The organism is uncultured Gelidibacter sp. (assembly GCF_947500795.1).
In the GTDB taxonomy this organism is placed as follows: Bacteria; Bacteroidota; Bacteroidia; order Flavobacteriales; family Flavobacteriaceae; genus Gelidibacter.
The window spans coordinates 1,073,331-1,096,305 of sequence record NZ_CANMTE010000001.1 but is presented as its reverse complement, the minus strand read 5'-3'; the positions used below and the strand labels follow the sequence as shown (position 1 = coordinate 1,096,305).

Here is a 22,975-nt window from a genome sequence, read left to right as displayed (position 1 = left end):
AATTATTTTTTCTTCGGATTATAAATTGGTAATAATTGTGTTGAAACCTCACCAAAACCAATTCTGGTACCGTCTTTTTCACAATGGCCTCTCATAATCACGGTATCGTAATCATTGATAAATTTACGCTCCGTACCATCTTTCATAGTGATAGGTTTTTCTCCTCTCCAAGTCAATTCTAACATGGATCCATAAGAATCTGGTGTTGGCCCTGAAATGGTGCCACTTCCCATCATGTCTCCAGCGTTTACAGGACATCCGTTAACGGTGTGATGTGCCAATTGTTGCGCCATATTCCAATACATATGTTTGAAATTGGATTTGCTGACAATTGTTTCTTTAGCGTTTTTTGGACGAATAGCTACTTCCAGATTAATATCATAGCCTTTTTTGCCTTTAGACTGTAAATATGGTAAAAGTGGTTTTATAGGTTTTGGACTTTCAACCTTGAAAGGTTCAAGAGCATCTAATGTCACAATCCAAGGCGACATCGATGAAGCGAAGTTTTTAGCCAAGAAGGGTCCTAATGGCACATATTCCCATTTCTGAATATCACGTGCAGACCAATCGTTAAAAAGTACCAATCCAAAAATATATTCTTCTGCTTCGTTTACCGGAATTGGTTCACCCAAATCGTTCGCATCTGTAGTGATGAATGCCATTTCCAATTCGAAATCTACCAATTTTGACGGACCAAAAACAGGTTCTGTAGCACCTTCAGGCATGGTTTGTCCTTGTGGTCTGTGAATTGGAATTCCAGAAGGAATAATCGATGAGCTACGACCGTGGTAACCTACAGGAATATGCAGCCAATTCGGCATCAGCGCATTTTCTGGGTCTCTAAACATGGTCCCCACATTAGTTGCGTGTTCAATGCTCGAGTAGAAATCTGTGTAATCACCTACTTGAACCGGCAATTGCATTTCAATTTCATCCAATCTAAAAAGGACAATTTCCTTATGCTTGGTATTATTTTTTAAAGTGGTGTTATTGCTATCAAAAATCTCAGCGATTCTATCTCTAACGGCACGCCATGTTTTACGGCCATCAGCAATAAAATCGTTTAAAGTATCCTGAAGAAAAATATCGTCAGTAAGTGGTATGCCTTCAAAATATCCTAATTGATGTAAGGCTCCAAGGTCAATGGCGGTATCGCCAATTCGTGTACCAATGGTAATGATGTCATCTCGTGTTAAGAAAACACCAAAAGGGATGTTCTGAATTGGGAAATCAGAATTTTTTCCCACGTGAAGCCACGATGTTCTATCGGGGTTATTAGCTGATAAAGGCATAGAGTTGCGATTAATTAGTTTATGATTAAATCTATTCAAACGTACATATTTTTTTTAATTAAAATCTAAAAAAACACTTAAAATTGCATTGCTGAGGGTCAATTTGAGGTTCTATTAAATTCATATGAAAGTTTCATTTTTTGTCTGAATTAACTATTGTATTTACTATTTTTGGAGAAATTTAAAACATTCATTAAATCCTTATTTTAAAAGGGCTAAAAAACACAACACTTATGCAACGCGACCAACAAATATTTGAGCTTATAGAAGCTGAAAAACAAAGACAATTACACGGTTTAGAACTTATTGCTTCAGAAAATTTTGTGAGCAATCAGGTCATGGAAGCCGCAGGATCAGTTTTGACTAATAAATATGCCGAAGGTTATCCTGGGAAGCGTTATTATGGTGGTTGTGAAATTGTAGATGAGGTAGAGCAATTAGCAATTGATCGTGCTAAAGCATTATTTGGTGCGGCGTATGCTAATGTGCAGCCACATTCAGGAAGTCAGGCTAATACAGCTGTGTATTCCATGTGTTTAAATCCTGGAGATAAAATTCTTGGTTTCGATTTGTCTCATGGTGGACATTTGACCCACGGGTCTCCGGTGAATTTTTCAGGAAAACTTTACCAACCTTCTTTTTATGGCGTAGACAGAGAGACAGGACTTATCGATTGTGATAAATTAGAGGAAACTGCTAAAAAAGAGAAACCAAAATTAATTATTGCGGGAGCTTCGGCATATTCTCGTGATATGGATTTTAAAGCGTTTAGAGAAATTGCTGATAAAGTAGGAGCTGTGCTAATGGCAGATATTTCACACCCTGCAGGATTGATTGCAAAAGGAATTATGAACGATCCAATTCCGCATTGTCATATTGTTACTACAACTACACATAAAACCTTAAGAGGTCCAAGAGGAGGCATGATTTTAATGGGTGAAGATTTTGAAAACCCATTCGGATTGAAAGCTCCAAAAGGCAACTTAAGAATGATGTCTTCTGTATTGGATTCTGGCGTATTCCCAGGAAATCAAGGTGGACCATTAGAACATATTATTGCAGCTAAAGCTATTGCGTTTGGTGAAGCTTTAACTGATGAGTTTATGCATTATATGTTACAAGTTAAAAACAATGCGGCTGCAATGGCAAAAGCATTTGTTGATAGAGATTACCATATTATTTCTGGTGGAACGGACAACCATATGATGTTGATCGACTTGAGAAATAAAAATATTACAGGTAAAGATGCTGAGCAAGCATTGGTAAAAGCTGATATTACCGTGAATAAAAACATGGTTCCATTTGATGATAAATCGCCTTTTGTAACTTCAGGAATCCGTATTGGTACACCTGCAATTACGACTAGAGGTTTAAAGGAAGATGATATGGACACCATTGTAGGCTTGATTGATGAGGTTCTTAACCATCATGATAATGAAGCTACGCTTGATGCTGTAGGTGAAAAAGTAAATGAGATGATGAAAGGAAAACCTTTATTTTCATAACAGATAGACTATCAATAAATTATTAGGCCTCACATGTAATTTCTACAAGTGAGGCCTTTTTATTTGATAATAGTTCAATCGAGCAGCTGCGACAAAAAAATACTACTCTTTAAAAGTAACATGCTGATATGCACCCAAATCGGGTGAAGCCGTTCTAGAAATGTTTAAGAGATCCAATGGCACTCGATTTGAATATATGTTGTTTCCAATCACATTAATTGCAGCAGAATCATCGCCAATCATCAGTTTATTTTTGAAGGGCGCTTCAAAATCAGGATCTTTATTGAATATCACATTGTCATATAAAGCGCTGTTGCTGAAATCGTAATTTGGATCTGCTCCAAAACGATTGTTGGGATCATCAAACTTAATCAGGCAATTGTTGAATTTAAAATTAAAAGCTGCGCCTTCTTCCTGTTCTACAAGCATCTCCGGATTATCATTTCCATAAATGATGCAATTGTTGAAGTTGGCTGCAGTTAAAGCATTTGTGACGACTTTGTTATCCTCCAAAACTTGATAATTACTAATATAGAGAGCCGGGAATTGTCTAAAACTGCTCGACCAATAATTAGCGAGTGTACAATGTGTAAAGTTGTAGTTGCCTCCGTAAATGCCAGCAAATGATGATTGTCCGGCGTTATTGATTACCACATTTTCTGCAGTGATGGAAGTGGCACGTCCTAAAATTCCGAAATTACTGGAATTGTAGATTTTAGAATTCTTAATAGTCAATTTTGGAATGCTGGTATTCGGGTCGTTTTCTGCTAAAATGCCAATAGTGGCGTTTTTAATGGTCGCAAAATTGATGTTATTTTCCTTGCTTCCTTGAAACAACCAAATTGTTCCCCATTGTCCTGGTATGTTTTCAAATAGTGGTTCTAACCGGTCACTTTCAAAAATGACTTCGTTATCAAGTGTAGTTTGATTAGGACTAAACTTCCCATTCACTTTTAAAGACGCATTATTTGTAATGAGTAATCCAGAATTGGAGTGGAAGTGAACGCGCGCACCAGCATTGATGGTCAGCGTTTTATTCTCGCCCACAGCTGCGTAACCATAAATAACATAAGGTTTGTCTTTTGTGAAGGTGAGTTCGGCATCTGATAAAAATCGGCCTTGGATGTTTGTAGAATCGATAACTCCATCGTCATCAACATCAAAACTCAAAGTTTCAACAATGCCTTGCGAATCTTTATTCGGATAAATAAAAACGGCATCCTTCACTAAAGTGACTAATTCTACTTTTTGTAAATGCGATCCACTATCAAATTCGATGGCATCGGTGTATAAAAATTGGTTTTTTGACGCAACAACATTCTGAATATCGAAGGTGGTTTCAATAAAAATGTACATACTATCCTTCGCTAGAATCTCAACATTCTGAAACTCTTTTCCTGCAACACCATCAACATTAAGCCGATAGTTAGATGCTTGACCTTGGCTAAGTCTTAACGTCGGAATGGATATGTCAGTATTTGAACGGTTGTATACCTTTAGATTGTAGGTGCTCGAACCAATATTCGTAAAAACCGTGTCTAAGTACACCGTATCTTTTGAAAACGTAAGAGCGCCTTGACTTGGTTGAAATTCAAAATCCTTTCGGCATGAACTCCAAAAGATCAACATAAGTAAGGTGAGACTAAAGTAAAGGCTTCTTTTCATTGTGATACGCAATATCAAATTACATTCAAAAATATAACTTTTGAAATTATGAAATCACCTGAATCCTTTAATTAATTTAATAGTGCTGTCGTTAGCAATAAAATGCTATTGATTTTGACTCTCCAATAGAATAGCCCTAAACTCTTTGCTGTACTCCAAAAAGTTATCAATAAGATAGATTTTGTTAGCGGGAAGTAACAGAAAAGAGGACATGTCTTTCGTTTCGCAATAGGTAAAAAAGAGATGCTTATAATCTTTAGTGATGTTTAAATCCAATACTAAAAAGGTGTCATTCAAAAAAGGATCAGTTTTAAAAAGGGTGTCAAGATGCGATGCTGTAATAGTTGTTTCAACAATTTTTTCTTCTTTGGGATTTTTCCGTTTGAATAGTTTGACGATACTTTCGCCAATAGCAATAATATCTAAAGCCCCTGTATTTGGTTTTTTATATAGATGCGCATTTTTCTTAAGATCGGCTTTAAATTGTTGGTTTAAGTTGCTCGTAAGTACTTCTTCGTCAATTTCTTTTGAACTTATGGGGCCTTGAATGTCAACTTCATCCAATTCGTTTAGAATTTTTTTAAGTTCAAACACCTGAGTTCCTTCGAGGTGTGATGCCTTAACGACAATTTGTTTTGTATGGTGGAACAAAGAGCTAAAAAGTAGGGTGTCATTCAGTTTTGCATAAATTTCAAAATTGCCTGAGCCATCAGTTGTTGTGATACTTTTTGAGGTCACATTCATGAGTTTGGCGCCAGAAATAGGAGCTTCCGCGTCATAGAGTGTGCCCGAAATACGTTGCGAAAACGTCAGTGTAGTGAATAGACAGAAGAGAATCGTAATTTTGGTCACTAGGCTTTTGGGTTGGTTGTTATCAAATTAAAACAATAAAAGCCTTGAGAGCTGTTTTGTTAAGACACTTTAACAGCGAATTTAATCTAACTTTAACTAAATAACGATCTGATCTCGTCCGTGATGCGTGCTGGTTTCATCTTTTCTTGGGAGATTAAACACCATTTGGTTTCTGAAGTTACTAGAAGTTTCTCAGAATGCTTATCATAAATTTCAACCATCCTTAAGCAAGTAACACCACCAGCCTCTTTGATGTAGGTTTTAAGAGTGAGTTCATCGCCTAAAACTGCTGGATTCTTATATTCAATGGTATGACTTAGAAGCACCCAAAAATAATCCGAAAGGATGTCATCTGTTGCTTTTGCATGCCAATGTTGCTCGGCAATATCTTGAACCCATTGCACGTAGCGTACATTATTAACGTGGTTGAGGTGGTCCAAGTCGTCTTGAGTTACGGTAATCTGTATATCAAATGTTTGCATGTTTAACTTCGAGGTTTGATTAATGGGGGATTTTTGATTTATTTCACAAACACTTCAACTTCAAAAAGTTTGTCCCAATCTTTTCCTGTTACAAATATTGTATTTGTTGTTGGATTATAGGCAATACCATTCAAAACATCTAATTCTGGATGCTGCTTAACTAATTTTTGAAGTGGTGAAAAATCGATAACCCCTTCCACAGCACCATTTTCAGGATTGATGATCAAGACGCCATTACGCTGATAGATATTTGCGTAAATCTTACCATTAATATATTCCAATTCATTTAAACTCTCAATTTTGCCCGCGTTGGTGTAAATTTGAATGTAATCTTCTTCAGCCAACGTTTCTGGATTAAGTTTCCATATTTTGTTGGTGCCATCTGATTTGTAAATCACCTTTCCGTCATTACAAAGGCCCCAGCCTTCTTTACTTTTGCCATAATTGAAGCTACCGGTTTTCTCTAAGGTTTCTGCATTATAGACAAATCCTATGTTTTCTTTCCAAGTGAGCTGGTAAAGCTTGTCGTTCATGATGGTAAGTCCTTCGCCAAAAAACTGATTGCCAATATTGATGCTTTTTAGGACTTCGCCAGTGTCGTGTTTTACTTTACGAAGTTTAGATTCGCCATATTGTCCGGTACTTTCATATAGAAAACCGTTATGAAATTCCAGTCCTTGGGTGTAGGAAGTAATGTCGTGAGGATACTCGTTAATTATTTTATAGCTGTAAATTACCGGAGCTTCATTGTTTAAAATCGTCAAATTTGTTGAAGTCTCCTCAGTCGTATTATCATAGGCTACTTTGGCAGTTAGGGTGTGAATTCCTAACGGAAGATCGGAAGCCGTAAAATTTTCATCAATAGGTTTATCATTTAATTGATAGGTGATGCTATTGACGGTCTTGTTTTTAGGGTTTTCTATAGAGAGTTTAACGGTCTCACCAAGTGCAATTGTGTTGTTTTTTGCATCAGTACGTAAAGAAAAGTTGCTTTTTTTACCATTAGGATTGTCGCCACAAGTCCATAATAAAAGACTTAAAACCGTGATTATAAAAAGTTTACTTGAAGACATAGTTTTTGTGAATTTTAAGGCAAGGTATTTAATTAAATTCAGTTTAAAAAATCATTGCAAAAGTAGTAAAAGATTGTATCTTTGCACCTGGCAAGTCCTACACAACCAGCTCCTGCTGAACCCTCCAGGGCGGGAACGCAGCAAAGGTAAGTGGTCGTAGCGGTGTGATGTAGGTAGCTTGCCTTTTTTTATGCGCTATAGTGAAATCCTTTCTAAAGGAAACTTCTTTTAAATATCTTCTTCATATTTTAGCCTTCCGAAACGTATTAACGTTCAATTTTTCATTTTTTAATTAGTTTTCATACATGTCTAAAGTTGTATTAATCACAGGTGGTTCTTCAGGAATTGGAAAATCTATTGGCGAATTTTTATCCCAAAAAGGGTTTACCGTGTACGGCACCAGCCGAAATCCGGAGCGTTATCCAGAAAGTAAATTCAATCTTGTAAAATTAGACGTATCCGATGCCGTATCAATTGAAGATGCCTTTAAAACTGTATTGGAAAAAAGCGGACGTTTGGACGTATTGATCAATAATGCTGGCGCTGGAATTACGGGGCCAATTGAGGAAATTCCTGATGCTGAAATACAACGAAATTTCGAGACTAATTTTTTCGGACCTATTCGTGTTATTAAAGCGGTTCTGCCACAAATGAGAGCGCAAAAAGGAGGTCTTATTATTAATGTGACATCCATTGCTGGGTATATGGGCTTGCCTTATAGAGGTGTTTACAGTGCCAGTAAAGGCGCTTTGGAATTAATTACTGAAGCGTTCAGAATGGAAATCAAGGATTTCAACATTCACATGACCAATGTTGCACCTGGCGATTTTGCTACAAATATTGCGGCCGGGCGTTACCACGCACCAATTTTGGAGGATTCACCTTATAAAAAACCTTACGGAGATACCTTAAATCTTATGGATGCCCATGTTAGTGGCGGTAAAGATCCGCAGCTCATGGCAAATGCCATCTATAAAGTTATCACGACTGACAATCCAAAAATCCATTATAAAGTAGGGGAGTTCATGCAGAAATTTTCCATCGTCTTAAAACGAATTTTGCCAGATAAAGTCTACGAGAAAATGTTGATGAATCATTATAAGTTATAACTACAAAACCAATGAAAATAGTTCAATTTCTGTTTTTAGGAGTGTTATGTATGTTCTTAAGTTGTGATACGATTGTAGAATGTATCGTAAATAAACGGCCGGAACTACCGGATACGTCGTTCAAAGTAGGGAATGTGAATGGTTATTATTATCAAGAATTAACTGCGGAAATTAAAAACGAACCTCGTGACGATAATTATAGCTATAATTTCGACATCAATGGAAACTTGCCTGACGGTTTAAGCGTCACCACAACTAATAGAACGCTTGTGATAGAAGGGATGCCAAGCGCTCCAGGAACTTTCAACTTTACTATTTATTTGTATGTTGAAGGTCCAGAATATTATGATGAAGAATCTGATAAATATAAAGATGGATTGTGTTCAAAATCTACTTCTAAAAAGTATAGCATTATAATTAATTGATTCCTGTTAATATATTCTAGAAAATTAGTCCTTTCAAAGCTCATTAAAAGTTGTAAATTCGCGCTAAATATAACACAACAAAATTCCCCAATTTAAAAGGGGAATCAAAAACAATATTTCTATGAAATTTTTTATTGATACCGCTAATTTAGAGCAAATTAAAGAAGCCCAAGACATGGGGATTTTAGATGGTGTTACCACTAATCCGTCATTAATGGCTAAAGAAGGCATTACAGGAACTGACAATATCATGAAGCATTATGTCAACATTTGCAAATTGGTAGATGGTGATGTGAGTGCAGAGGTTATTTCTACAGATTACGAAGGCATGGTGAGAGAAGGTGAAGCTTTAGCTGATCTACACAGTCAAATTGTAGTGAAATTACCAATGATTAAAGATGGTGTGAAAGCTTGTAAATATTTCAGCGATAAAGGCATCAAAACAAACATGACATTAGTGTTTTCTGCGGGTCAGGCGTTATTGGCCGCAAAAGCAGGCGCTACTTATGTTTCGCCTTTTATTGGTCGTTTGGATGATATTTCTACAGATGGTTTAAACCTTATTGCTGAAATCAGAATGATTTATGATAACTACGGATTTGATACTGAAATTTTAGCTGCTTCAGTACGTCACACGATGCACGTTATTGATTGTGCTAAATTAGGTGCTGATGTTATGACAGGTCCTTTAAGCTCTATTACTGGCTTATTGAATCACCCATTAACTGATATTGGTTTAGAGAAATTCTTAGCAGATTACAAGAAAGGAAACTAATCCTTTATTCTATATAAATTAAAAAGGCTCCTTATGGGAGCCTTTTTTTTATTTGTTGAGTTCTTTTAAATGATCTTCAAACTTGTGGTGGAACATGTTGTAGTAGGAGTCTACAATGCGCATGTCTTTGTCAATAACAATCATTTTATAAACCGTATTTATGACCAACGTTTGCTTGGCTGTATGCGGATCTTTAAACTGGTATTCATTTGCAGTGGAAAAATTAAATTCATTTAAAGTCTTCTTCCAATATTTTTTATCATTATCGTTGAGATTGATGGCAATGAAATCAATATTTGGATACTTTTTCTTAAGATCCATTATTTTGTGATGGCTATTTTTATAATGGACTTTTAGGTTGGTAGTCCAGAAATAAATTACGGTCGGTTTAGTAACAAGGCTACTTAATTTAAGAACCTCATTGTTAAAATTGACCAATTCCACATCCGGAATAATTTTACCCGGTTTCAGTTTGTTTATTGAGTTTGATAAGCCTTCTATATACGATTTGTCGTCAGGATTCGTACTTTTTTCAAGATAGGAAGCCACGATTTGTTTAACAGCTACAGAATCTTCACACATTGCTATAAAATCGCGCGCTGTATTTTTGAGCAACTTATTTTTGATAGTGTCGTTTGATACGCGGTCGTCCATCAATCTTAGCTTTTCTAGATTGTATTTCACCGAATTTTTATTGAAGATGGCGTCTTCTGGAGCATTCGCATAGAATCCTTCCAATGCCATATTATTGAAATGGGAATATAGGAATCGATTATAAATAAAGAAGTCGCTCAGTGAGCCTATATTGTAATCCACTTCATTTCTAAACGCATAAAATTGCGATGGTAAATTTTTATAATTTCTTAGGTTTCTATAACCGTAATATGCAAAAGGATACATTTCCTTTGTGCTGTAGTAATTATAGTTGATGCTGGTTTCCGCTACCTTGTCAAAAAGGCTGGACAGCTGTCTTTCCTGGGCAAAATCCTTAAGTTCAATCAATCGTTTTGAGCGAAGAGAATCAATATAACTCTCAAATCGTTCAGGTTCCATTTGAGCAGTATTCATGAAGTTGCTTTGATCGGCTTCATTCTCAAGAAATATTTTGACTAGAAAATTATTCTTTTTAGCGCCAGTTCCCGTAAATACTAATGATTCATCAAAATCAATAGTATTTAATCTTAACATAACACTGTCCTGTGGTTCAAGAAGCACCATTTGGTATTGTCCGCCATGAACAAACGTATAAAGTCCAGATTTTAATGGATCTAACTTCGTAGAGAATCGGTTGTTATTGTTTAAGAGTAAGGTGTCAGCGGTTTCTGACTGCGAGTTTGGAGCGTACAACAGCACATAATCATTGGTGGGGTTTATGATTTCTCCCCCAAAATATGCAGAACCATTTGTCTCATTAGTATTTTTTTTGCAACCAAAGAGCGTTGACAAAAGCATTAATGACATAATGTAGATTCTCATAAACTAATAGATTAATGGTGCTGGTTGTGTTGCAAACAAAAATAAAACTTGTTTATACAGTATGTTGTTAAGGCGTTGTTAAATGTTTTATGATGCCGGTATCGAAGTGCGTTTTATCTCAGGTAAATACTGATATTTTTACAAATTGGAGCGTGTTATTTCGGGTCTTAAATATAGGTGTATAAGTTTCATAAAATGGGAGTAATTTTCTACTTTTGCAACTTATTTAAAATCTATAAAATGTTATCAGTTTCTAATCTTTCAGTTCAGTTTGGCAAACGCATCCTTTTTGATGAAGTAAACACTTCTTTCAATCAAGGAAATTGCTATGGTATTATTGGCGCTAATGGTGCAGGGAAGTCAACTTTCTTAAAAATATTAGCGGGAAAAATGGACCCAACATCTGGTCATGTTCATTTGGAAGCTGGAAAACGTATGTCGGTTTTAGGGCAAAACCATAACTTGTATGATGAGCACACAGTTTTGGAAACCATTATTATGGGGAACAAACCATTGTACGAGCTTAAAACGCAAATGGATGCGCTTTATGCTGATTATACTGATGAAAATGCTGACAAGATAGGAGAGTTGCAAGTGCAGTTTGAGGAGATGAACGGTTGGAATGCCGATAGTAATGCTGCAGCAATGTTATCTAACTTGGGTATTAAAGAAGAGTTCCACTATACTTTGATGAAAGATTTAGATGGAAAACAGAAAGTACGTGTGTTGTTGGCACAAGCGTTATTCGGGAATCCTGATGTGTTAATTATGGATGAGCCTACCAACGACTTGGATTATGAAACGATCGCTTGGTTGGAAAACTTCTTGGCAAACTATGAAAACTGTGTGATTGTGGTTTCTCACGATAGACACTTTTTAGATTCAGTTTGTACACACATTTCTGATATTGACTTTGGAAAGATTAATCATTATTCAGGAAACTATACCTTCTGGTATGAATCTTCTCAATTAGCGGCAAGACAACGTTCACAACAAAACAAGAAAGCTGAAGAAAAGAAAAAGGAATTGGAAGAATTTATCCGTCGTTTCTCTGCTAACGTTGCGAAGTCTAAACAGGCTACGAGTAGAAAGAAAATGATTGAGAAATTGAATATTTCTGATATTAAACCATCTAGCCGTCGTTATCCAGCTATTATTTTTGAGCGTGAAAGAGAGGCAGGAGATCAAATTTTAAATATTACTAACCTTGCAGCATCATTGGATGGCGATATCCTTTTTCAAAATGTGGATATCAATTTGGCAAAAGGTGATAAAGTAGTAATCTATTCTAAAGATTCTAGAGCTACCACTGCGTTTTATCAAATCCTTAATGGAAAGGAAAAAGCAGATAAAGGCGAATATAACTGGGGAATTACCACAACACAATCCTATTTACCGTTAGATAACAGTGAGTTTTTTGATAATAACTTAACTCTTGTAGATTGGTTACGTCAATGGGCTACCACAGAAGAAGAGCGTGAAGAAGTACACATTAGAGGCTTCTTGGGTAAAATGATCTTTAGTGGGGAAGAAGCTTTAAAAACTTCAAATGTATTATCTGGAGGAGAAAAAGTACGTTGTATGCTAAGTAGAATGATGATGATGAGAGCTAACGTATTAATGTTGGACGAGCCGACCAACCACTTGGATCTTGAAAGTATTACAGCTTTTAATAATTCCTTAGCTAATTTTAAAGGAACGGTTTTATTTACAACTCATGACCATGAGTTTGCACAAACGGTAGCAAACCGTGTTATTGAGTTGACGCCAAATGGTGCGATAGATCGTTACATGACGTTCGATGAATATATGGACGATAAGAAAATTAAGGAATTAAGAGAGAAGATGTATACGGTAAACGCATAATCGAATTTCTATATAAAGTAAAAAACCCTGAAATTATTCAGGGTTTTTTTGTACTTCTAATTCTGATTTAGCGATTTCAACAATAGGAACGGCCTTTGTCAGTTCGGATTCTGAAACATATACGTCTTGAAAACCCTGAATGGAAGGTGCAAATCCTGCCAATCTTCCAGATTCTGTTTCGTCTTTTACAATAGCTTTAATGCCAGCTTCTTCCAAACGATTTATGATCATTTGCACATAAATGAATGATCCTGAGAAGACTCTTACATAATTATCGTCATGCATATTTAATGTCTTTAAGTGAGATATATTGAACTAGGAAGTTACAAAAAATAACATAATATCCTATTTATGAGCGATTTTTGACATCGCTCGACGACATGACTGCTGATTATTTTGAAAACAGCACTGTTATAATCATGTTGAATATACTGAGATTGTAAAGCAGAATACAACGACATTTGGAACTGTTATAAAACACAAAACCACTTCGATGGAAGTGGTTTTGTGTTTTTAATCCTAGAATGTTTATTTGTCAATCGATCCTAATACACGAGACATAAAACTATTTAATGCTTCTTTTTTAGGGGAGCCTTCTTTTACCATCTTGTGGACTTCTAAAGCGCCGTACATATTAGAGATCAATTCTCCAATAACATCTAGTTCTTCATCTTTTAATGAAGGTACTTCTGTAAGATTTTCAAGAGTTTCAATAGTTTCAACTACGAAATCCTCATCATTTTCCTCAATAAATTGAGTCAAGTGTTTAATTACTGGTAACTTCATTGACTAAATCTTTTAAAACTTCGTATTTGTTGGTCTGGATCTGATTTACAAAAGCTCCATTTTTAAAAATAGCGAACGTAGGTAAATTATCTACAGTTGCTAATTTTCTCGATTCTGGAAACTTCTCAGCATCTGCCATAACAAATGTCATGTTTTCGTTTTCTGATGCTAGCTTTTTGAATTTTGGTTTCATAATTCTACAATTACCACACCAGCTAGCAGAATATTGAACAACTACTGTATCATTATCTGATACCAATTGTTCTAAATTATCTTTTTCTAATTCTTGTACCATAATAAATTTTTTAAAGGTTAATAAAAACAGAGTGAGGCAATCTTAATAGCTAACATAAGATTGCCTCTCTGCACTCTTTATAACAATCTATATTAGTTTAAATGCGCTTTTAAGTACTCAGCTGTACCTTTAGCGTTAGGCTGCATTGCCTCTTTACCTTCTTCCCAGTTTGCAGGACAAACTTCACCTTTTTCTTGTACGTGTGTGTAAGCGTCAATTAAACGTAAAAACTCATTTACGTTTCTACCTAATGGCATATGGTTGATGCTTTCGTGAACAACAGTTCCTTCTTCATCAATGATGTATGTTGCTCTGTAAGTTACGTTGTCACCATCTACAGTTACAATTCCAGTTTCTTCATCATAAGTTTCATTGGTAATGTCCAAAATACCTAATGAAGACGCTAAGTTTCTGTTAGAGTCAGCTAAAATTGGGTAAGTAACACCTTCAATTCCACCGTTATCTTTTGATGTGCTTAACCATGCAAAGTGAACTTCAGCAGTATCACAAGATGCACCAATTACCATTGTGTTACGTTTTTCAAATTCGCCTAAAGCTGCTTGAAATGCATGTAATTCTGTTGGGCATACAAATGTGAAATCTTTTGGATACCAGAATAAAAGTACTTTTTTGTTGTTTTTTTTCGCTTCTTCAAGAACGTTAAGTTTGAATGTATCACCCATTTCGTTCATTGCGTTTACTGATAAATTTGGGAATTTTTTTCCTACAAATGCCATATTATATAATTTAAAGATTACTATTATTTTCTCCTACAAAACTATCGTTTTACTTCAATAAAAGCTATAGTAATTTATGATATAAAGTTATATCGCTATAAGTTTTATCTATAGTGAAGAGATAATAATATGTAAGAGTAATCTTAATTATTTGGCAACTTCTGCATTAGGAGTACTGAGTTGTCTAATTTTGATTCTGAAAGCAGCAAAAAGGAGGGTCATAAATGGACTCAACCAGTTAAAAATAGCGTAACCTGCATAATGCATCGTATCTACACCAAGTACACCACTGTGGTAAGCGCCACAGGTGTTCCATGGCACCAATACAGACGTTACGGTTCCACTGTCTTCTAAGGTTCTAGATAAGTTCTCAGGGGCGAGGCCTTTATCTTTATACGCTTGAGAATACATTTTACCAGGAACAACAATAGCCAAATATTGATCGCTCGCCGTTAAGTTTAGCGCTAAACAGCTGGCAACCGTACTTGCAAAAAGTCCGAAAGTAGTATGAAATAATTTTAAAAGTGCTTTACTGATTACTGCTAAAGCACCAATGCCGTCCATGATTCCGCCAAAAACCATAGCACATAGAATGAGCCATATTGTACCTAACATGCTCGACATGCCTCCAGACGAAAAGAGATCCTTTAAGGCGTCATTATCTGTAGGGATTGCAGTATCTATAGTTATAGCGTCCATAAGTCCTTTATAGCCTGACGCAAAAGTTAAACTGTCTGAACCACCAATTGACGCTACAATATTCGGTTGAAAAATAAGTGCGGCTACAGCGGCTAATAAGGTTCCTATTAAAAGGGCAACCAAAGGCGGTGTTTTCTTTACGATTAAAACAATAACTACGATTGGGACAATAAATAGCCATGGACTCACATTGACCGCTTCATCGACCGATTGAAGTATACTTTGTGTTGTTGCAGATCCCGTGGTATCTAAATTTAATCCAATAATGATAAAGACGATTAAGGTTATAACAAGTGTCGGAATGGTGGTGTATAGCATATATCTGATGTGCGTAAACAAATCCGTCCCAGCCATAGCAGGTGCTAAATTAGTAGTGTCACTCATTGGAGAAATCTTATCTCCAAAATAAGCACCCGATAGAATAGCGCCAGCGGTCATCCCTAAGGACACCCCCAAAGCATCGGCAATTCCTATTAATGCGATACCAACAGTTGCTGAAGTGGTCCAGCTGCTTCCCGTGGCTACAGAAATAATAGCACATATAATCACACAGGCCGCTAAAAATATGGTCGGATTTAATATCTGCAAACCGTAATAAATCATTGTAGGAATAATGCCACTCACGAGCCAAGTTCCTGCAAGTGCACCTACCATAAGAAGGATTAAAATGGCGCCTCCCGTAGATTTGATGTTCTCTGAAACTTCTTCGAGCATCTGATCGAAGGTCACTTTGTTATAGATGCCTACAATCGCGGCAACTGCACCACCCATTAATAATATAAACTGATTGGAGCCAGATAAAGCATCACTTCCGTAGACGTAAACATTGTAAGCGAGCATAGCAATTAGGGCAAACACTGGTATGAGTGCTTCCCAAATGCCTAATTCTCTGTTTTCAACTATTTGTTCGTCTTTAGGTAATTTAGGTTTAATGTCTTGGCTTTCCATTAAGAAGGGGTTAGTCGGTTTGGTTTTTTTCGAATACGTAATGTTACGATTTTAGACAAACCTATGCAAATGAAATTGAAGAGCAACTTCAATAGCACTTGGATTTGAGTAGATTGAGGCTTTCGATTTTATTGAATAATTCGCGGTGAAATTTTGCAGTTCTTGGGGTGTTTTGAGTACACCCGAAGCCTTAAACAAACAAAACCAGTGCGTTAAACACTGGTTTTGAACAAAGTTATTATGTGATGTCGAAATTTCGAGTTGTTTTAAAATTTTGAAATCTTCAAATTTTGTACAACCGTTTCGAAATACTGCAATTAAAAAATGATTTATTTTAGGATCTCAAGTTCCTTCATACACGCGTGCATCATCGTGTATGTGCGCTCAATGTCGGCATCTAAACCGATAGAAAAACGGATTAATCCATCGCTTAAGCCCATTTCTTTTTGTTCATCTGCTGGAATTTCAGAGGATGTTGAACTTCCAGGAGCGCTGAATAATGTTTTGTAAAATCCGAGACTTACAGCTAAGTAGCCAAGGTTTCGTTTTTGCATCAATTCCATTAATGCATTCGCTTTATCCAAAGAGCCCACATCAACTGTTAACATGCCGCCAAATCCGTATTTTTCGTTCATCATAGATTTGAACAATTCGTTGGATGGATGAGATGCTAATCCTGGATAAACTGTTTTTAAACCGTCTTTCTCAAATCTTTCCGCTAAATAGTTTCCATTATAACTGTGTTGTTGCATCCTGATATGTAATGTTCTCAAATTCTTCAAAATTGAAGCCGCTCTTAAACTATCCATTGTTGAGCCCAATAACATACAAGCGCCGTCATTTACGTTTCTTAAGTCGTCAATGAATTCTTGAGTACCACAAACCACACCGCCTACAGTATCACTAGAACCATTGATGAATTTTGTTAAACTGTGGATTACGATATCCGCACCCAATTGTGTTGGAGAAATTGATAATGGTGAGAAGGTGTTGTCGACAACCAATTTCAGATTGTGTTTTTTGGCAAGTTTTGAGAGTCCAGCAATATCAGCGACCTCCAATAATGGGTTGCTGACAGATTCACAATACAAAACCTTTGTTTTTGGCGTTATAGCCGCTTCGACAACATCTAATTTTGTGATGTCTACAAACGATGTTTCAATATTAAATCGTGGTGTAAAGTTTTTTAGAAAGGCATACGTACCGCCGTAAATGGTTCTGCTGGATACGATATGCTCGCCAGCACCACATAATTGCATCAAAACTGCCGTAATCGCGCCCATTCCAGAAGCGGTCACATTAGCGGTTTCAGTACCTTCCATAGCTGCTAAAGCCTGACCTAAATAAAGGTTGGAAGGGGTGGAGTGACGGGAATATAAATAGCAACCATCGGCGTTTCCTTCAAATGTATCGAACATTGTTTTTGCTGAAAGAAAGGTGTAGGTTGACGAGTCAGAAATTGAAGGGTTGACGCCTCCAAATTCTCCGAAATATTGTAAATCTTGTATGTTGTTTGCGGGTTTAAATGCCATTATAATTGTTTTTAAAAGTGAAAAATCTATTCAAATATCTCCTTTTTTAGATGATTTGTCAATGGATGTTGTTGAAGTTAGATTATAAATCTAAATATGATTAAATTTGTAGATAATGAATCTGTTTTTGATTCGATTATTTTGTTTCCCTAGAAAAATTTTCTTTTATGAATTTTGATGCAATCGATAAAAAGCTTTTGAAACTTCTTCAGGCCAATAGTAAACAGACCAACAAGGAACTGTCCAATAAATTGAATCTGTCCGTTACCGCAGTATATGAACGTATAAAGAAGTTGGAGAAGGAAGGCGTGATTTCAAATTATGTTGCCTTAATCCAAAAGGAAAAAGCAAACAAGAATTTTGTGGCGTTTTGTCATATAAAATTAGTGCAACACACACAGGACTATGTGATTAAGTTTGAGAAAGAGGTCGCGAATCTTGCAGAAGTGATGGAATGTTACCATATTAGTGGTGATTATGACTACCTCTTAAAGGTCATTGTATCTGACATGGAAGCTTTCAGGGAATTTATGGTCACTAAATTAACGTCTATTAATCATATTGGCAGCACTCATAGCATGTTTGTCATCAATGAAGTTAAACATACAACAGCTATAAATATGTAAGAAAATGCAATCGGTTACTTACAAGCTCACTGAATTTTTCTTGATTTTTATAATCTTGCCAGTGAGTTTTGTCTTAGAGTACCCATTTCTGATTAAAGCATTTCTGGCCATTTCCGGATTTACCTATGTCGTTTTTGTACTTGTAAAAGTGGAAGGCAACACATTTAAAATTGCGCCCAATCTCCGTTGGAAGTCTTTTTGGATATCGGTTTTTGTTAAACTGGTTATCATTGCGTTCTTCACCATTGGATATGTGTTACTCACTGCCAAATCCGATTTATTCCATGTGCTCTACCAAAAACCCAAGCTTTGGGTCGTTATCTTGTTTGCCTATGCCATGTTTTCAGTGTATCCACAGGAATTAATTTATCGCACCTTATATTTTCAACGCTACGCCTCTTTTTTTAAAAGTAGAACCCTTTTCGTCTTTATCAATGCCATAGTGTTTTCTATGGCTCATATGTTTTATAGAAATTCTTTGGTATTACTCATGACCTTTCTGGGCGGCATCCTTTTCGCCTTAACTTATGATAAAACAAAATCGACGCTGTTGGTATCCATTGAGCATGCCATTTATGGCTGTTGGTTGTTTACGGTGGGCATGGGGCAGATGTTAGGCTTTCCAGATTGAGGTTTGAACCTCTGCTCAAAGTTTTTTAAAATCGTAGGTCGTAATTCGTAAAACGTAAATCAAAATCGTATTTTTGTGCTTGAATTTAACAAACATCAAAAAACAATTTTTATGAATTCATATGATGTAGCCATTATTGGCTCAGGTCCTGGAGGATATGTAGCCGCAATTCGTTGCGCACAATTAGGCATGAAAACTGCAATTATTGAAAAATATGCAACCCTTGGAGGCACCTGCCTTAACGTTGGATGTATTCCAAGTAAAGCACTTTTAGATTCTTCGCATCATTATGAAGATGCTGTTAAACATTTTGAAGAGCATGGTATTGATATTCCAGGTGAAATTAAAGTGAATTTGAAGCAAATGATTGCTCGTAAACAAGCCGTAGTTGATCAAACTACTGGTGGTATCGATTATTTGATGAACAAAAACAAAATCGATGTTTACCAAGGTTTGGGAGCGTTTAAAGATGCTACCCATATCACTATTACAGGTGAAAAAACTGAAGAAATTGAAGCGAAATATACTATTATCGCTACCGGTAGTAAACCATCAAGTTTACCATTTATCACTTTAGATAAAGAACGTGTTATTACCTCTACTGAAGCTTTAAAACTTAAAGAGATTCCAAAACATCTGATCGTTATTGGTGGTGGTGTTATTGGTTTAGAGCTTGGTCAAGTTTATAGAAGATTAGGTTCAGAAGTAACCGTTATTGAATATATGGACCGTATTATCCCAACAATGGATTCGGGATTGTCTAAAGAGTTGAACAAAGTTTTCAAGAAAGCTAAATTCAACGTTAACGTTTCCCATAAAGTAAAATCTGTTGAACGTAATGGTGATGAAGTTATCGTAAAAGCGGACAACAAAAAAGGTGAGGAAGTTGAGTTTAAAGGCGATTATTGCTTAGTTTCTGTTGGTCGTCGTCCATATACTGATGGTTTGAATGCTGAAGCTGCGGGTGTAAAACTTACAGACAGAGGTCAAATTGAAGTGAATGAGCACTTACAGACTAACGTAAAAAATATTTATGCTATTGGTGATGTTGTTAAAGGTGCAATGTTGGCGCATAAAGCGGAAGAAGAAGGAGTTTTTGTAGCGGAAACCTTAGCAGGACAAAAACCTCATATTGATTATAATTTAATTCCTGGTGTTGTTTATACATGGCCAGAAGTTGCATCTGTTGGTAAAACAGAGGAGGAGTTAAAAGAAGCAGGTGTAGACTATAAAACAGGTCAATTCCCAATGCGTGCACTAGGTAGAAGTAGAGCAAGTATGGATTTGGATGGATTTGTAAAAGTGCTTGCGGATAAAGCTACTGACGAAATCTTAGGAGTTCATATGATTGGCGCGCGTGCGGCAGATATGATTGCTGAAGCGGTTGTTGCTATGGAATTTAGAGCTTCTGCGGAAGATATCTCTAGAATGTCTCATGCACATCCAACATTTACTGAAGCGCTTAAAGAAGCAGCCTTAGCAGCTACTGAAGATAGAGCATTGCATATCTAAAGATTAAAATCTTTAAGGATTATATAAAAAGGCAAACATTAATATGTTTGCCTTTTTTAATTTAGTTCGTGCATTAAATCTTTAATTCGAAGTTTCTTAGTGTAATCCGCCTCATTGACATCTCTTACCAAGCAATAAGCGTTTACCGCCTTGTTTTTAACCTTGTTAAAGAGTTCTTTCATGGTATATGGCCCATATTCCTTAAACCTTTGGATATAATAAAACTGATGCTCTGAAATGAGCTGTGATGCTTTTTTTAAATATTTTTCCTTCAGATACTTTTGAATGTCTTCCTTACTGTCGATAGTAGTATTATAAACACTGGCATTAATGAAAAACGCATAATCGTCTGAAGCTTTCTGATTTAAAACCAACATATCCTTGTCTTTGTAAAATGCTTTTATAAGCACAATTCCATCTGCTGTAGTAATCGAAAGGAAGTTAGAATTTATAAAACTCCACCGTGTTTTGGTGACGTTGTTGTTTTCAGAAATCACCAATTCATTATTTGGCTTAAAGAGATACATCGCCTTGGTATTTTCAATACCATTAATTAATACCCATTCCTGATTTATAAATTGCGTATCGTGATGCAATGAATAATCAAAGGGTTCTAATTTCGGAACAATATGGTATAAAATATCTCTCACTTCAAAAACAGTAGATTAAGATTAACGCGTCAATCAAGGATTTGATTTCTACTTAAAGCTACAAGTTTTATTTTAAATAACCTTATTTGAACGACTTAGGGAAGTTATTTCAGATGAAATGAATAAATCAGGATCATTTATCATCTATTGATCGGAATTTTATAAAAATAACAAAGGGAACAACAATATTTAAATCGTTTGTTCCCTTTGCCTGTTGTATTCCTTTCACTGGCATTATCCAGCAAGTTCAATGGGTATAATCTCAGCTCATAATGAAATGGGCACCCCAATACGTTCTGTAAATTTAATAAAATTTATTTATATAAACGTCTCGTTATTAAAACTTTAACATTTATTTTTCAGTTGCTTTGTCAACAATAATTCGGTCCGCTCTATTGGCCAATTCCCAAGCGGTATAAAACACCAAACGTGTTCTGTTCTCCAATAAATCATATTCAATTTTATCTGGAGTATCAGAAGGTCTGTGGTAATCGTCATGCGTTCCATTAAAATAGAAAATAATTGGCACATTGTTTTTAGCAAAGTTATAATGGTCAGATCTGTAGTAAAAACGATTCGGATCATTGTCATCATTAAACGTGTAGTCTAATTCAATGTTTGTGTATTTCTTGTTTACTTCTTCAGAAATATTGTGAAGCTCCGTACTTAATTTATCAGATCCAATTAAATAGATGTAGTTTCTTTCGCCTTCACGCTTAGGATCAATTCTTCCAATCATGTCAATATTAAGATTGGCAACAGTGTTTTCCAATGGGAATATAGGATCAATATCTGCATAATAGCTAGACCCTAACAACCCTTTTTCTTCACCTGTAACGTGTAAAAATAAAATAGAACGTTTTGGACCATGACCTGCTTCTTGAGCTTTTTTAAATGCTTCTGCAATTTCCAAAATAGCAACAGTTCCAGATCCATCATCATCAGCACCATTATAGATTTCACCATTTTTGATACCCTCATGATCTAAGTGCGCAGAAAGCACAATAATCTCGTCTGGTTTTTCAGAGCCTTTGATAAACGCTACCACGTTTTCTGAATGTACTTCTTCAGAATTGCTGGTCACGTCAATCTTTAAATTTGATTTAATGGATTTTGAAGTATCGTCAGTATCAATAGTAGCTAAAAGCGCTTTTCCTAACTTCTCACTGATTAAGATTTGAAGCATGCCATCTTGCTTGTCTTTAAGCGTAATACGTCCGTCATTACCAGAAGTTGCAGCAGACTTCATATAATTTGCTGCCATTTTCAAATAAGCCTCGTCCATAAAAAGAAGTGCTTTCACGCCTTTTTTGCGTGCAACATCTCTTTTAGAAGCTAGTGCCTGTCTTCCTACTGACCATTTAGTATCTTCTTTAGTTCCTGAAGTCACATAAGTGCCATCCTGATTTTTAGGTTCTCCTTTTTTAACTAAAACGATCTTTCCTTCAACATCTAAACCTTTATAGCTGGAGTATTTTTCATCCTCAATGCCATATCCTGCATATACAATATCTGAAGCATTAATCGTTTGTGTGGCAGAAGCACCAGACATTACTAAATCTTCATAATTCTTGAATGTCACACCATTAACCGTAATTTCTGTTTCAGGCGATTTTTGATTCAATAAAGGCACTTCTTGATAGTAATCATCTTCAGAGATAGGCGATGGAATGCCCAGGGCCACATAGTGTTGTTTTAAATATTCAGCAGCCATTTTCTGACCTTTTTCTCCAGTATGACGGCCTTCAAACTCGTCAGAAGCAAATGTGTATAGCATTTCTTTTAATTCATCAGAAGTGATGCTGTTTGCATACACCGTTGGATCAACAGGTAATATCGTTTTTACGGTCTCTACTTTTGTGGACTGTTGCGGTGAGGTACCACAACTTATTGTGGTCAGGGCAATACCTGCAATAATGAATAGCTTTTTCATTGATATATGATTATGTGTTTTAATGATTTGCGATAATACAAAAAAACGGCACATTTTAACATTTGCCGTCTCTTCATTTAACAAACTTTAACAATAAACACTCTGT

General features: G+C 36.0%; 22 protein-coding genes, 1 other RNA gene and 1 riboswitch. Of the genes, 9 read left to right on the top strand and 14 right to left on the bottom strand.

The window, feature by feature from the left end:
• Positions 1-2: 2 nt before the first annotated feature.
• Entirely contained in the window at positions 3-1,292 is a 1,290-nt protein-coding gene (fahA, locus tag Q0947_RS04870; RefSeq protein WP_299392419.1) for a fumarylacetoacetase, read from the bottom strand.
• 233 nt (positions 1,293-1,525) lie between these two features.
• Between fahA and glyA the strand changes: the two genes are divergently transcribed.
• Positions 1,526-2,797, top strand: coding sequence for a serine hydroxymethyltransferase (gene glyA / locus Q0947_RS04865; RefSeq protein ID WP_299392417.1), 1,272 nt, complete (start codon positions 1,526-1,528; stop codon positions 2,795-2,797).
• 102 nt (positions 2,798-2,899) lie between these two features.
• On the opposite strand, the gene Q0947_RS04860 is transcribed toward glyA, so the two are convergent.
• The 4 genes from Q0947_RS04860 to Q0947_RS04845 form a co-directional block, all read right to left on the bottom strand.
• Positions 2,900-4,462, bottom strand: coding sequence for a right-handed parallel beta-helix repeat-containing protein (locus Q0947_RS04860; protein WP_299392413.1), 1,563 nt, complete (start codon positions 4,460-4,462; stop codon positions 2,900-2,902).
• 105 nt (positions 4,463-4,567) lie between these two features.
• Positions 4,568-5,314 carry a carboxypeptidase-like regulatory domain-containing protein gene (locus Q0947_RS04855; RefSeq protein WP_299392410.1) on the bottom strand — a complete coding sequence of 249 codons (747 nt, stop codon included), beginning with the start codon at positions 5,312-5,314 and terminating at the stop codon, positions 4,568-4,570.
• 92 nt (positions 5,315-5,406) lie between these two features.
• Positions 5,407-5,796 carry a thioesterase family protein gene (locus Q0947_RS04850; RefSeq protein ID WP_366915489.1) on the bottom strand — a complete coding sequence of 130 codons (390 nt, stop codon included), beginning with the start codon at positions 5,794-5,796 and terminating at the stop codon, positions 5,407-5,409.
• A gap of 38 nt (positions 5,797-5,834) precedes the next feature.
• The gene (locus Q0947_RS04845; RefSeq protein ID WP_299392405.1) at positions 5,835-6,869 is read right to left on the bottom strand and encodes a glutaminyl-peptide cyclotransferase; all 1,035 of its coding nucleotides are present in this window, start codon (positions 6,867-6,869) and stop codon (positions 5,835-5,837) included.
• Between the two features lie 88 nt (positions 6,870-6,957).
• On the opposite strand from Q0947_RS04845, the gene ffs reads away from it, so the two are divergent.
• From ffs to fsa, 4 genes are all read left to right on the top strand, one after another.
• An RNA gene (ffs, locus tag Q0947_RS04840) (signal recognition particle sRNA small type) lies at positions 6,958-7,056 on the top strand.
• Between the two features lie 118 nt (positions 7,057-7,174).
• Positions 7,175-7,978, top strand: a complete 804-nt coding sequence (locus tag Q0947_RS04835; RefSeq protein ID WP_299392401.1) for an SDR family oxidoreductase — start codon at positions 7,175-7,177, stop codon at positions 7,976-7,978.
• An 11-nt stretch (positions 7,979-7,989) separates the two neighbouring features.
• The gene (locus Q0947_RS04830; protein WP_299392397.1) at positions 7,990-8,403 is read left to right on the top strand and encodes an Ig domain-containing protein; all 414 of its coding nucleotides are present in this window, start codon (positions 7,990-7,992) and stop codon (positions 8,401-8,403) included.
• Between the two features lie 121 nt (positions 8,404-8,524).
• Positions 8,525-9,178 carry a fructose-6-phosphate aldolase gene (fsa, locus tag Q0947_RS04825; RefSeq protein WP_299392394.1) on the top strand — a complete coding sequence of 218 codons (654 nt, stop codon included), beginning with the start codon at positions 8,525-8,527 and terminating at the stop codon, positions 9,176-9,178.
• A gap of 48 nt (positions 9,179-9,226) precedes the next feature.
• Here fsa and Q0947_RS04820 read toward each other — a convergent pair whose 3' ends face one another.
• Positions 9,227-10,654, bottom strand: a complete 1,428-nt coding sequence (locus tag Q0947_RS04820; protein WP_299392389.1) for a thioredoxin-like domain-containing protein — start codon at positions 10,652-10,654, stop codon at positions 9,227-9,229.
• 240 nt (positions 10,655-10,894) lie between these two features.
• Here Q0947_RS04820 and Q0947_RS04815 point away from each other — a divergent pair, with 240 nt between their 5' ends.
• On the top strand, positions 10,895-12,520 hold the full coding sequence (locus tag Q0947_RS04815; RefSeq protein ID WP_299392384.1) for an ABC-F family ATP-binding cassette domain-containing protein: 1,626 nt from the start codon (positions 10,895-10,897) through the stop codon (positions 12,518-12,520).
• A 33-nt stretch (positions 12,521-12,553) separates the two neighbouring features.
• Here the strand turns inward: Q0947_RS04815 and Q0947_RS04810 are convergent, their stop codons facing one another.
• The 6 genes from Q0947_RS04810 to Q0947_RS04785 all read right to left on the bottom strand — a co-directional run bounded on the left by Q0947_RS04810 (position 12,554) and on the right by Q0947_RS04785 (position 17,517).
• Positions 12,554-12,805 carry a DUF2007 domain-containing protein gene (locus Q0947_RS04810; protein WP_299392380.1) on the bottom strand — a complete coding sequence of 84 codons (252 nt, stop codon included), beginning with the start codon at positions 12,803-12,805 and terminating at the stop codon, positions 12,554-12,556.
• Positions 12,806-13,048: 243 nt separating this feature from the next.
• Positions 13,049-13,306, bottom strand: coding sequence for a hypothetical protein (locus Q0947_RS04805; RefSeq protein WP_299392375.1), 258 nt, complete (start codon positions 13,304-13,306; stop codon positions 13,049-13,051).
• The gene (locus Q0947_RS04800; RefSeq protein ID WP_299392370.1) at positions 13,287-13,601 is read right to left on the bottom strand and encodes a thioredoxin family protein; all 315 of its coding nucleotides are present in this window, start codon (positions 13,599-13,601) and stop codon (positions 13,287-13,289) included. Before Q0947_RS04800 ends, Q0947_RS04805 begins: the two co-directional genes overlap by 20 nt.
• Positions 13,602-13,693: 92 nt before the next feature.
• Positions 13,694-14,338, bottom strand: a complete 645-nt coding sequence (locus Q0947_RS04795; protein WP_299392366.1) for a peroxiredoxin — start codon at positions 14,336-14,338, stop codon at positions 13,694-13,696.
• Between the two features lie 147 nt (positions 14,339-14,485).
• Positions 14,486-15,985 (bottom strand): Na+/H+ antiporter NhaC, encoded by a 1,500-nt coding sequence (gene nhaC, locus Q0947_RS04790; RefSeq protein ID WP_299392361.1) that lies wholly within the window; start codon positions 15,983-15,985, stop codon positions 14,486-14,488.
• A 329-nt stretch (positions 15,986-16,314) separates the two neighbouring features.
• Entirely contained in the window at positions 16,315-17,517 is a 1,203-nt protein-coding gene (locus tag Q0947_RS04785) for an aminotransferase class I/II-fold pyridoxal phosphate-dependent enzyme (RefSeq protein WP_299392356.1), read from the bottom strand.
• 167 nt (positions 17,518-17,684) lie between these two features.
• Between Q0947_RS04785 and Q0947_RS04780 the strand changes: the two genes are divergently transcribed.
• The 3 genes from Q0947_RS04780 to lpdA all read left to right on the top strand — a co-directional run bounded on the left by Q0947_RS04780 (position 17,685) and on the right by lpdA (position 20,286).
• Positions 17,685-18,143 (top strand): Lrp/AsnC family transcriptional regulator, encoded by a 459-nt coding sequence (locus tag Q0947_RS04780; protein WP_299392351.1) that lies wholly within the window; start codon positions 17,685-17,687, stop codon positions 18,141-18,143.
• 4 nt (positions 18,144-18,147) lie between these two features.
• Positions 18,148-18,774 (top strand): CPBP family intramembrane glutamic endopeptidase, encoded by a 627-nt coding sequence (locus Q0947_RS04775; RefSeq protein ID WP_299392347.1) that lies wholly within the window; start codon positions 18,148-18,150, stop codon positions 18,772-18,774.
• A gap of 111 nt (positions 18,775-18,885) precedes the next feature.
• On the top strand, positions 18,886-20,286 hold the full coding sequence (gene lpdA, locus Q0947_RS04770; RefSeq protein WP_299392342.1) for a dihydrolipoyl dehydrogenase: 1,401 nt from the start codon (positions 18,886-18,888) through the stop codon (positions 20,284-20,286).
• A 56-nt stretch (positions 20,287-20,342) separates the two neighbouring features.
• On the opposite strand, the gene Q0947_RS04765 is transcribed toward lpdA, so the two are convergent.
• Both Q0947_RS04765 and Q0947_RS04760 read right to left on the bottom strand, forming a co-directional pair.
• Positions 20,343-20,936, bottom strand: coding sequence for a hypothetical protein (locus Q0947_RS04765; protein ID WP_299392339.1), 594 nt, complete (start codon positions 20,934-20,936; stop codon positions 20,343-20,345).
• Between the two features lie 203 nt (positions 20,937-21,139).
• A riboswitch (TPP riboswitch) is annotated at positions 21,140-21,235 on the bottom strand.
• A 53-nt stretch (positions 21,236-21,288) separates the two neighbouring features.
• Entirely contained in the window at positions 21,289-22,869 is a 1,581-nt protein-coding gene (locus Q0947_RS04760; RefSeq protein ID WP_299392336.1) for a M28 family metallopeptidase, read from the bottom strand.
• Between the last annotated feature and the right edge of the window lie 106 nt (positions 22,870-22,975).